Genomic DNA, 10,629 nt, shown 5'->3' on the forward strand with positions numbered 1-10,629 from the left:
TAGCGCGCAGGACCCACGCGTATCAGTTCCATTTTCCATAGCAGCCCGCCGTGCAGGTCGAACGGCTGCTTGAACACTTGCTCCATGCGCTGCCGGGCGAGCTGGTCGCCATCGGCTTCGGCGGAAAAATCCAGCACCGGCAAGACAAAATCCACCGACGGCAACACCTGTTGCCGCGCCACGCCGCCGGCCTTGACCAGTACCAGCCGGGCGGCATCGTTTTCCATCGCGAAATAGCGGATGGCTTGCTGCAGTACGAGCGGATCGATGGCGGCATCGATTTTTGCCGCCAGGCCGATGTTGTAGTAGGGGATGCCGGGATTGAGCAGCTGGTCCAGCCAGACCACCTGCTGTACGGAAGAAAGTTCATGGACGGACGCTTGGGCGTCGTTGGCCAGCGCGCTTGGTGCAACAGATATTTCAACCGGATTCGACATAAAACCCTCTAAGCAGTGTTTTGAGTACATTCGAAAAATAAGGAAGCGCTTTACTTCTCCCAGGCCGCCGCGTCCATCAACTTTGTGGAAGCGGTGTCAGTTCCGGGGTCGAAGCAAGGTCTTAAGGGATGCAGCTGGAGGCGGCGGCCTCAATGGCGAGAGAACATGGACAAAGCTGCGGAAGGGTGAGCGCGCGCATGGAATTCTCTTGGCTTGGAAAACAAGATTGTCGGGACACCCGTTGCAGTAACCGACCTTTGACGAGGGCAGCCAGGAAGGCAGTCAATCGCTGCATTTTCTGGTTGCGAGGCAAAAGCGACAACGATGCTGCAAGTAGGAAGCGAAGCAAAAACGGAGCAACTTAGTTACTTTACAGAAAGTAAGAATTGCGGAAACTGTCACTTTTCACAGGCTGTTGCATTGCGGAAAATCCCAGTAGACTAATGCGCATCCAGTCTTTTGATTGCATTTTTCGCAAGATATGTGGCATTTGCACCGGCAGCCCAGGCAGCCGGTTTTTCCTCCCCCGCGCCACGCCTGATGGTTCGAAAGCACAAGCTCCCGCCATGACCGAGATGATCAAAGAACTAGCAGCAGAAACCGCGGTTCCCGCCGGCCAGGCAGGGTTGCCGCCGATACTCATGCATCGCGGTTTCCTGCTGCTGATGCTGGGTTGTTTCGCTGCATTCCTGGGGGAGCAGCTGACCACGGTGGCATTGCCCTGGCTGGTGCTGAAGCTGAGCAACGACAGCCTGGCCCTGGGTACGGTGGTGGCGGTGATGGCGCTGCCAAAAATCCTGTTCCTGGTGGTCGCCGGTGTGCTGGTGGACCGGCACTCGCCGCGCACCGTGCTGATATGCGCCTCGGCCGGCGGCATGGTCTTGCTGGCAGGAGTCGGCGTGATGCTGATGTATGACTTGCTGGCGCTGTGGATGATGTATCTGTTTGCCTGCGGGATGGGACTGGCGGGCGCTTTTGCGATTCCGGCAAGGGTCGCCATACTGCCGAGGCTGATCGACCCGCGGCAACTGCAGCCGGCTAACGCGATATTGATGGGCATCACCCAGGTCTCGCTGCTGGGCGGGCCGCTCCTGGCCGGATTGCTGGCGGCGTCGACGGATGGACTGGGATTGGTTTTCTTGCTGAATGCGTGCTGTTTCCTGCTCGCCACAGTCACCGTGCCGCGCTTGCAGCCGCGTGCGCAGCCGGCGCCGGACCATCAGGTGGCGCTGCTTGCCTCCATCGTTCCGGCCGCAAAATGGCTGTGGTCCGACGGCGTGCTGAGGACGCTGATCAGTTACTGGGCAGTCGTTACCTTGCTGCTGGCCGGTCCGGTGCAGGTCGGGTTGCCGCTGTGGGTGGACCGCCAGCTGGGCGGCGGCGCCTCGGCATTCGGGATACTGATTGCCGCCAACGGCCTGGGGCAGCTGATCGGCATCGTATTTTCCGGCCTGCGCGCCAGGAAAGTGGTCCATCTTGGCGTCGCGGTCTGCGTGATCGATGGCCTGGCGGGCCTGGCCGTATTCGGCATGGGATTCACCCATATGCTGGAGGTCGGCCTGGCGCTGATGCTGGCGGTCGGCGTGGGCGCGGGTTATGTGCAGGTCGGATTGTTCACCTGGATACAGCGCCGGATCCCGACCGAGCTGCACGGCCGGGTGCTCAGCATACTGATGCTGGTCCTGATCACGATCGCGCCGCTGTCGGCGCTGCTTGCCGGTTACCTGATCCTGTACGTGACGCCGTCCCAGTTGTTCATGTACGGCGGCCTGCTGCTGTCGCTGTTCGCCATGCTCATGCTGCTGCATCCGAAACTGAGGAAACTGCGGAACTAGCCGCGCTGCAAATTGGCCGTCACAAAATGGCAAACGGCGATTCGCTGTAGAATATTTCTATGCAGAAAGGAACTGTCCTTCTGTGCATCGGTCAGACTTGAAACAGACGTGACGCTGTCATAGGCAGGAAGATGGCGGTTGTGCTTTTCTGTTCGTCCTGTATCTGTTTCAGAAACGGAGTTCCACAGTCATGGCAAAAATCCCTCTCCCCGGCAGCGAACGCAGTGCTCCTTTCGACGCCAAAATCGTCGGCAGCGCCGCTCCCGCCGAACAACTCGAAGTGACGATTGTCTTGCGCCGCAACGCAGACCAGGAATTGTGCGATATCGTCGACAAGCAATGCAAAGGCGAAGCGGCTCCGACGCATCTTTCACGCGAAGAGTTTGCCCGCAAATTTTCCGCCACGCCGCAAGACGTGGCGCGGATCACCGCATTTGCGCAAGACCACGGATTGCAGGTGGTGCGCGAAGATCCGGCTTGCAGCACGGTCACCCTGAAGGGAACCGTGGCGCAGTTCAACCAGGTATTCGATGTCGACCTGCAGCGCTACGAATCGCATCTCGGCAGCTATCGCGGCCGCACCGGCGCGGTTCACATCCCGGCCGAGCTGCAGGATATCGTGACAGCGGTAGTCGGCCTCGACAACCGCCCGCAGGCGCGCCCGCTGTTCCGCCTGCAGCCGCCGATCCGTTTCGCACCGCGCAATGCCGCCACCGCTTCCTTCCTGCCTACCCAGTTTTCGTCCCTGTACGATTTTCCCGACAACCTCGGCGCAGGCCAGTGCATAGCCATCATCGAGCTGGGCGGCGGTTACCGCGAAGCCGACCAGCAAGCCTATTTTTCAAAACTGGGCATCGCGCTGCCGAAGATCACCGCGGTCGCGGTGAACGGTCCGGGCAACCAGCCCAGCGGCGATGCCAACGGCGCCGACGGCGAGGTGGTGCTGGATATCCAGATTGCCGGCGCGCTGGCGCCGGAAGCGCATCTCGTGGTGTATTTTTCGACCAATACCGATGCCGGTTTCCTCAACGCCCTTAACAGCGCGGTGCATGACAATACCAACAAACCGTCCATCGTCTCGATCAGCTGGGGCAGCGCCGAACCGCGCTGGACGCAGCAAGCCATGCAGGCTTTCAATACGGCGCTGCAGGCTGCCGCGGCGATGGGCGTGACGGTGTGCGTCGCCTCCGGCGACAGCGGCTCCAGCGATGGCGTGGCCGGCGGCAACCATGTCGACTTTCCGGCATCCAGTCCGTATGTGCTGGCTTGCGGCGGCACCCGCCTGCAGGCGTCCGGCCAGGTGATCGAGAGCGAAGTAGTGTGGAACGGCGGCGCGCAAGGCGGCGCCGGCGGTGGCGGCGTCAGCGCGGTGTTTGCGCTGCCGGTCTGGCAGCAGAGCCTGGTGCTCACCGGCAGCGATGGCAAGCGCCAGCCGCTGGCCAAGCGCGGCGTGCCGGACGTGGCCGGTAATGCCGATCCGGTTACCGGCTACCAGGTGTATATCGACGGCGCCGACGCGGTAGTGGGCGGCACCAGCGCCGTGGCGCCGCTGTGGGCGGCGCTGCTGGCGCGCATCAACGCGGCCAAGGGCAGCGCGATCGGGTTCGTCAATCCGCAGCTGTACCGGCAGCAGGCCGCCTTCCGCGATGTCACGCAGGGCAACAACGGTTATTTTGCCGCGGCGCCGGGCTGGGATGCCTGCACCGGGCTGGGCAGCCCGGACGGCAAGAAACTGGCAAGCGTGTTGTAGCAGCGGCCGGCGTTCTGCCGACGCTTCGAAGAAGGAGGGATCATGAGCATCAACCATGTATCGGTCCGCGCCGCCGGCGCCGCTGGCGACCAGCCTTGTTTCGACCCCACCGCCTACGGCACCGGGCCGGGCGATTCGGTGGCCGATGCCAGCGAAAATGCGGCGATCACCCGTCACGGCACGACGATAGGCAAGCGCGCCTACCAGTACACGGCGACCGCCGGCCATTTGGTGGCGGTCGATGCCGACAGTTCGCAACCCGCTGCAAAAATTTTCTACGTGGCGTTTACCGTCGACGACCAGGACTTGAATACCCGCCCGGTCACGTTCTTCTATAACGGCGGGCCGGGTTCGTCATCGGTATTTGTATTGCTGGGTTCGTTTGCGCCCAAGCGCATCAAGACCTCCATGCCGGGCTTCACGCCGCCGCCTCCTTATACCCTGGAAGACAATCCGGACAGCCTGCTCGACAAGAGCGACCTGGTATTCATCAATCCGGTCGGCACCGGTTATTCCGCCGCCATCGCGCCGTTCAAGAACAAGGATTTCTGGGGCGTCGACCAGGATGCGCGCTCAATCACGCAATTCATCAAGCGCTACCTGACCGCCAGCGACCGCTGGAATTCGCCGAAATTCCTGTTCGGCGAATCGTACGGCACGCCGCGCAGCGCCGTGCTGTCGTATCTGCTGCACGAGGATGGCGTGGACCTGAACGGCATCACGCTGCAATCGTCGATCCTCGATTATTCCCAAGCCGGCAATCCGGTCGGTGCGCTGCCGACGGCGGTGGCGGACGCCTGGTATCACAAGAAAACCCACCTGGCGCCGCCGCCGGCCGACCTGCCGGCGCTGATGGCGAGCGCAGCGCTGTTTGCGCGGAGCGATTACGCCAAGGCGCTGGAAAAATTTCCCAAGGCCGATCCGGCGGTGCTGAAAAAACTGAGCGACTTCACCGGCATCGACCAGACCACCCTGACGGCCTGGGGGCTGGACATCACCGCCGGCGACAGCCACGGCAGGACGCTGTTCCTGATCAGCCTGCTGCAGAGCCAGGGACTGGCGCTGGGTTCTTATGATGGCCGCGTGACCGGCATCGACAGCGGTATCGCCGCCGACATCTCGCCGAATGCGGGCGGCAACGATCCCAGCATGACGGCGGTAGCGGGGGTCTATACCGCGATGTGGAACAACTACCTGAACGACGGCTTGAAGTTCACGTCGAATTCGGCGTTTACCGACCTCAACGACAAGGCGTTCCAGAACTGGGATTTCAGCCACATCGATCCGACCGGCGCGCAAAAAGGTATAGACGCCAAGGGCGACGTCGTCCTGTACACGGCCGGCGACCTGGCCGCGACCATGAGCCTGAACGTCGATCTGAAAGTGCTGTCCGCCAACGGCTACTACGATTTTGTCACGCCGTTCTACCAGACCGTGATGGACCTGCAGAAAATGCCGCTGGTCGATGCCGCCGTGCGCAAGAACCTGAGTGCGAAATTCTATCCGTCCGGCCACATGATCTACCTGGAAGCGGCTTCACGCACCGCCTTGAAAGCCGATGTGGCGGCGATGATAGATGCCGCTACCTCGGACCATCAGGCGATGGCGCGGATCAGGATCCTGCAAACGCTCAAGACAGGTTAGCATCGGCAGCAACTGGCGCTACTGCGGACTGCGGCGCCAATAAAACGACATAAGCGCCCTCGGCCAGTTGTGCGAACCGGATGCCGATCTGCAACGGCTCCTCTGCTCCTTCGACTGTCATCGAGACGTCACCCAAGCGTCACCGTTGGGTAATATTTCATGTATAGAGTCGGGCCATTCTTACTCTATGGAAACAACATGGCGCACTCAAGTCGTAGGAAATTCCTCAAAAATTCTGTGGCGGCGATGGGTGCATCCATGCTGCCTCCCGCCGTCCAGCAAGTGCTGGCGGCGCCCGCGGCCAGCGGCACGCTGGGCTCGGTCGCGCATGTCGTGATCCTGTGCCAGGAAAACCGCTCGTTCGATCATTATTTCGGCACCATCAAGGGCGCGCGCGGCTTCAACGACGATCACGCCGCCACCATCCAGGGCACTACCCGCAACGTCTTCAGCCAGGCCGACAGCACCGGCGCCCTGTACACGCCATGGCGCCTGAACTCCAGCACCGCCTCGGCGCAGTGGCTGTCGGATGTGCCGCATGACCTGAACACCGGCACCGCCGCCTGGAACAAGGGCCGCAACGATAAGTGGATTCCCAACAAGGGTATGAATTCGCACACCTACATGACGCGCAACGACATTCCCTACCACTACGCGCTGGCGGATGCCTTCACCTTGTGCGACAACTATTTCTGCTCGGCGCGGACCTCGACCAATCCGAACCGCCTGTACCTGATGAGCGGCACCATCGACCCGCAAGGCGCGCACGGCGGCCCGGCCACCACCAACGGTTTTACCTACGGTTCGCTGACCTGGCAAACTTATCCAGAAGCGCTGCAAGCCGCCGGCATTTCCTGGCGCACCTACCAGGAAGTCGACAACTACGACGACAACGCCCTGGCCTGGTTCAAGCAGTTCCAGAATCTGCCGACCAATTCGCCGCTGTACATCAACGGCGTGCAGACCCGGGTGCTGGCCGATTTCCAGAACGACGTGATGCAAGACACCTTGCCGGCGGTATCGTGGATCGTCGCGCCGGCGGCAAAATCGGAACACCCCAGCGGTTCGCCGAACGTCGGCGTCGATTATGCCAACCAGTACCTGCAGGCGCTGGCTGCAAATCCTGCAGTGTGGGCCAAGACCGTATTCATCTATACCTATGACGAGAACGGCGGCTTTTACGACCACGTCACCACGCCGACGCCGCCGGCCGGCACCGCCAACGAATTCGTCAGCGGCGTGCCGATCGGGCTCGGCTCGCGGGTGCCGACCATCGTCTGTTCGCCCTGGAGCCGCGGCGGTTGGGTCGCCAGCGAAGTGTTCGATCACACCTCGACTATCCAGTTCCTGGAAAAATGGACCGGCGTCACCTGCCCCAACATCAGCCAGTGGCGGCGCGACATCTGCGGCGACCTGACTTCCTGCTTCGATTTTTCGGTCAGCAATACGGGTTTCCCGGTATTGCCGGACACGGTGGCGCTGGCGGCGCTGGCCAACACCCAGAAGACCCTGCCCAAGGCAACGCCGCCGGCGGCCAACACTGTCATGCCGCCCTACGAAGCGGGGCAAAAGCCGTTGCGTGTGCAGCCTTACCAGCTTAACGGCTGGCTGACGCAGGATTTCGCCGGGCAGCAAGTGTGGACCAACTGGAGCAACGGCGGCAGCAAGCCGGCGCCGCTGCAAATCAATGTTGACAACTACCGCAGCGACAATCCATGGATCTACACCATGGCGGCCAACGCCACCTCCAGCGACTACTGGCATGTGATCAGCTATGGCGGCGGTTATTACGACCTGGAGATGATCGGCCCCAACCAGTTCTACCGGCGCTTCAAAGGCTATCTCAGCGCAACCGCATGGCAAGGCCAGCCGGAACCGCAAGTGAAGCTGAGCAACAATGGCGTAGGGCAGGCGGTCAGCATCCTGTTCGACAACAGCGGCACCACGAATACGGCGGTGTTTACGGTGCTGGACCGTATCACTTCCGGCAGCCTCGTCACCCAGACCGTCACGGTAGCGGCGAAGCAGACCGCGACGCTGCAGTTGAACACCACCGGCGGTTGGTATGACCTGAAGATCAGCCTGGGCGGCGACAGCAATTTCATGCAGTCGATGGTCGGTTATACCGAGGGGCACCAGGGCTTGACCCGGCCGCCGGTATTGCGTTGGTAGGCAACGACAGCAGGGTGTGCAATGAATGAGAAAAAATTTGCGCTGGGCGCGGGTTTGACCGGCATCGCATTCATTGCCCTGCTGGTGTACCTGACCGCCCCCGACATGCTGCCCGGGCCCGCCGTCGTGCTGCTTCCAGCCGGAGGCGTCGCAGCAAGAACAGCCGATGGCGCGGCTCCGGTAAAACCCGGCGCCGCGGCCGGCGTAACGGCCAACACAGCTGCCGGTTGTTCCGCAGAGCGCCTGGCTTCGTGGCAGCTGATGAGTGTCGGAGCGGGCGGCTACCGGCAAGGCGGGTTCGCGGTGCTGAACAATGCGCTGCGCGGCTCGATGACGGTTGCTGAAACGCAGATTTTCGATGGCAACTTGCGGCTGGAAAAGGTGGTCGGCAATGCGGTGCAATTACGTTGCGGCGATATCGTGCAAACCAGGGTGCTGGCGGACAGCCATGGCGCGGCGGCGCCGGAGATGCGGACGGCGTTGCCGAACCCGGCCACGAATAACTGACTGCATATACTTGCAACTACTGCCGGCAATGCACGGAAACCTGGCTCATGGCATGCTTATGGCGGAGAATCATTATTTCCGTCTTTTCAATCCCCAAAAAGGGCGATGCCATGAAACGCTATTTTCTTTGCCTTGCGAGCGCGATGTTGTTTGCTCCGGCGGCCTCGATGGCGGCTACCGGCAGCCACGATTTTTCGAACATATTCAAAGCCTGCTATTCCGCAGCCAATGCCAGCGAGGAATCGAAATCAGCCTGCCTGGGCGATGAACTGACCCTGCAAAGCAAGGCCGTCGCGGATCTGCACCAGTCGACCTCGGAATTGCTGGCAGGCGCCGAGAAACAGCAGCTTGCCGACGATTTTGTCGGTTGGAAGAAAACCATCCTGCTCGACTGCTCGATCCAGGCCGACAGCAAGACCGTGCCGCTTGAACGGGAGAACGCCAGGAAGTATTGCCTGATCGAGCGCACGCTCGGGCGCATGAACGGCTACGAGACAATCCGCCAGGACCGGACGCTGGGAAAATAGAGCCCTAGGCTTTTGCTGCGCGCGAAGCACGCTTCACCGCTTGCGGCGGCTGCCCGACCGTGCGCAGGAAAGCGCGCCGCATGCGTTCGGGATCCGAAAAGCCGGTCTCCCTCGCCACCACATCGATCGAGTGGCTGCTGTCTTCCAGCATGGCGCGCGCCGCCTCCACCCTTAACGCTTCAACTGCCTTGGCGGGCGATTTTCCGGTCTCATTGCGGAACGCCCGGCTGAACTGGCGCCGGCTTAAATGGGCGGCATCGGCCAGTTCATCCACCGACAATTCCTTCGCCAGGTTACGCTTGGCGTAACTGAGCGCACTCTGGATCCGGTCCGACTTCGCTTCCATTTCCAGCAGCGCCGAAAACTGCGACTGGCCGCCGCTGCGGCGGTGATACACCACCATCATCCTGGCGATCAGGCGCGCGTTGGCCGTGCCCAGGTCTTGCTCCACCAGCGCCAGGCTCAAATCGATGCAGGCGGTCATGCCGGCCGAAGTCCAGATATCGCCGTCGTTGATGAAAATGCGGTCCTCTTCAACTCGCGTCTTCGGATACAGGTGCTGCAGTTCGCGCGCTTGCGCCCAATGCGTGGTGACACGGCGGCCGTTCAGCAGCTCGGCCTCGGCCAGCAGGAATGCGCCGGTGCAGATGCTGGCGGTGCGGCGCGAAGCGGCGCTGGACTGGCGCAGGAAATCGAGGAAGCGGGGCGACGACACTACCGGCGACATGGAGCCGGTGACCATCACCGTATCGTAGGCGTGCACATTGTAGGCGTGCGCATCGAAGGCAATGCTGTCGACCTTGACGCCGGACGAACTGCGCACCGGCCCGCCATGTTCAGACAGCAGCATGACATCATAAAACGGGCCGCCCGGGCAGTCGTTGGCCAGCTCGAACACGGACACGGCAGCCATGTCGACCAGCTGGAAGCCGTCGAAAACGACAAAAGCGATGGATTTTTTCATGATGACCCAATTCGAGGTAAATATGTCACTTGGGACATAGACTGAACTCCTACACTGGACTTGTCAACCGTTAAAACCAGCTGGCCCGACAGTCCGGCATCACTTCCCAAGGATACAAAATGTCTACCCAAACCACCGTTACTACCCTGGGCACAGCCCTCATCACCGGCGCATCGACCGGCATCGGCGCCATCTACGCTGACCGCCTGGCGCGTCGCGGCTACGATCTGATACTGGTCGCTCGCAACCAGGAAAAGCTGGATCAATTGGCAAGCCGATTGTCTGCCGGCACCGGCCGCAAGGTCGACGTCATCAAGGCCGACCTCAGCGTCAAGAGCGACTTGCGGGCCGTCGAGCAGCGGCTTGCCGATGACGCCAGCATCACCATGCTGGTCAACAATGCCGGCCTCGGCGCGACCAAGAGCCTGATCGAATCGACGCCAGAGGAGCTTGACGACCTGATCACATTGAATGTGCAGGCGCTGACCCGCCTGACGCGCGCTGTCGCACCGGCGATGGTGGCGCGCAAGAATGGCGTCATCATCAATATTTCATCGATGGTGGCGGTGTCGCCGGAAACGCTGAACGGCACCTATGGCGGCACCAAAGCCTATGTGCTGGCGCTGACGCAATCGCTGCATCATGAGCTCGGTGCAAAAGGCATACGGGTGCAAGCCGTGCTGCCGGGCGCCATCCGCACGCCGTTCTGGGACCGCGCCGGCGTGCCGGTGCAGCACCTGCCGCAAGAGATCGTGATGGATGCGGAAGACCTGGTCGATGCCGCACTCGCCGG

The 10,629-nt window shown here is 61.7% G+C and carries 9 protein-coding genes; 7 read left to right on the forward strand and 2 right to left on the reverse strand.

Going from position 1 to position 10,629, the window contains the following annotated elements; genetic code table 11:
* Positions 1-437, reverse strand: a 437-nt coding sequence (locus JWQ61_RS05810) for a condensation domain-containing protein (RefSeq protein WP_304359689.1), incomplete at its 3' end; no start/stop codon positions are given.
* A 575-nt stretch (positions 438-1,012) separates the two neighbouring features.
* Here JWQ61_RS05810 and JWQ61_RS05815 point away from each other — a divergent pair.
* The 6 genes from JWQ61_RS05815 (at position 1,013) to JWQ61_RS05840 (ending at position 8,872) form a co-directional block, all read left to right on the forward strand.
* Entirely contained in the window at positions 1,013-2,272 is a 1,260-nt protein-coding gene (locus JWQ61_RS05815) for an MFS transporter (protein WP_304359690.1), read from the forward strand.
* A 190-nt stretch (positions 2,273-2,462) separates the two neighbouring features.
* A complete protein-coding gene (locus JWQ61_RS05820) occupies positions 2,463-4,022 on the forward strand; it encodes a protease pro-enzyme activation domain-containing protein (RefSeq protein ID WP_304359691.1) in 1,560 nt (519 codons plus the stop codon).
* 42 nt (positions 4,023-4,064) lie between these two features.
* On the forward strand, positions 4,065-5,666 hold the full coding sequence (locus JWQ61_RS05825; protein ID WP_304359692.1) for a S10 family peptidase: 1,602 nt from the start codon (positions 4,065-4,067) through the stop codon (positions 5,664-5,666).
* Positions 5,667-5,864: 198 nt separating this feature from the next.
* On the forward strand, positions 5,865-7,838 hold the full coding sequence (locus tag JWQ61_RS05830; RefSeq protein ID WP_304359693.1) for a phosphocholine-specific phospholipase C: 1,974 nt from the start codon (positions 5,865-5,867) through the stop codon (positions 7,836-7,838).
* 21 nt (positions 7,839-7,859) lie between these two features.
* On the forward strand, positions 7,860-8,345 hold the full coding sequence (locus JWQ61_RS05835) for a hypothetical protein (protein WP_304359694.1): 486 nt from the start codon (positions 7,860-7,862) through the stop codon (positions 8,343-8,345).
* A gap of 110 nt (positions 8,346-8,455) precedes the next feature.
* Complete coding sequence (locus JWQ61_RS05840; RefSeq protein ID WP_304359695.1) at positions 8,456-8,872, forward strand: hypothetical protein; 417 nt, start codon at positions 8,456-8,458, stop codon at positions 8,870-8,872.
* 4 nt (positions 8,873-8,876) lie between these two features.
* Here JWQ61_RS05840 and JWQ61_RS05845 read toward each other — a convergent pair whose 3' ends face one another.
* Positions 8,877-9,836 carry a GlxA family transcriptional regulator gene (locus JWQ61_RS05845; RefSeq protein WP_304359696.1) on the reverse strand — a complete coding sequence of 320 codons (960 nt, stop codon included), beginning with the start codon at positions 9,834-9,836 and terminating at the stop codon, positions 8,877-8,879.
* A 119-nt stretch (positions 9,837-9,955) separates the two neighbouring features.
* Here JWQ61_RS05845 and JWQ61_RS05850 point away from each other — a divergent pair.
* Positions 9,956-10,629, forward strand: a 674-nt coding sequence (locus JWQ61_RS05850) for an SDR family oxidoreductase (protein ID WP_304359697.1), incomplete at its 3' end; no start/stop codon positions are given.

The organism is Collimonas fungivorans, from assembly GCF_028292705.1.
Classification (GTDB): domain Bacteria; phylum Pseudomonadota; class Gammaproteobacteria; order Burkholderiales; family Burkholderiaceae_D; genus Collimonas; species Collimonas fungivorans_B.